The organism is Methylophaga sp. UBA4204 (assembly GCF_002379485.1).
Lineage (GTDB): Bacteria > Pseudomonadota > Gammaproteobacteria > Nitrosococcales > Methylophagaceae > Methylophaga.
On sequence record NZ_DFTU01000048.1, the window covers coordinates 10,072 to 10,929 of the forward strand.

The window sequence follows — 858 nt, forward strand, 5'->3', positions numbered from 1 at the left end:
AAAATTTATGCTCACGAAGGTGTAGCACAAATGTTGTTTTTTGAATCTGATGAAGTCTGTGAGACCTCTTATGCTGATAGGGCTGGTAAATACCAGGGTCAGCAGGGCGTGACTTTACCAAAATCCTGATTGAGATTATGACTGTGCGCAATATCAGCAGATTCGTTTTACCAGGGTTGCTGTTATTGCTGGTTGGTTGTGAAGATCGTCCGCAACAAATTTATCAGTGGCAGCATAGTGAGGGTAGCTATGCCGCTACCTTTTCAGCAGATGGAAAATTTTTGCTATCAGCCGATGTCGATGCCGCCGCCAGACTATGGGACCTGCAAAACAATCAGGTGAAATACAGCTGGCAAAGTGAGCAGAAGGAAACGGTTCGCAGCACTACCGTGGCATTAGCTAAATCCAGTCCGATTGCCGCTACCGTAGAACTTGATACGGTGATGTTATGGAACACGGATAACGGAATGCCAGAAAACAGACTGACATTTCCATTGCGCGTGAAAGCACTAGATATTTCGCCTGATGGCCAGTTTTTGCTATTAGCACTGGCAGATAGCACAGCAGTTTATTTTGATATTAACGCCAACCGGGTTCTTCATGTATTTGAACACGATGGTACTGCAGTCGATTCGCCGGTGAAGCATCCTATTAATACCGTGGCTATTTCACCGGATGGTAAAATGGCTTTAACTGGCGGTGATGATCGGACTGCTCGGTTATGGGATCTGCAGAGTGGGGAGCAGTTACAGAACTGGGTGCATGGTAATACTGTGACTCTGGTGAAATTTGATCCACAAAATCGTTTTGCATTTACCGCAGCGGATAATGACCATGCTTATCTTTGGTCATTGGCGG

At 45.7% G+C, this 858-nt stretch carries 1 protein-coding gene and 1 pseudogene; both read left to right on the forward strand.

The features are described 5' to 3' along the window. Positions 1 to 129: pseudogene (dcd, locus tag B3182_RS06845) on the forward strand (dCTP deaminase); the annotation flags it as partial. Positions 130 to 143: 14 nt separating this feature from the next. Beyond that, on the forward strand, positions 144 to 858 hold a 715-nt coding region (locus tag B3182_RS06850; RefSeq protein WP_292752083.1), incomplete at its 3' end, for a WD40 repeat domain-containing protein.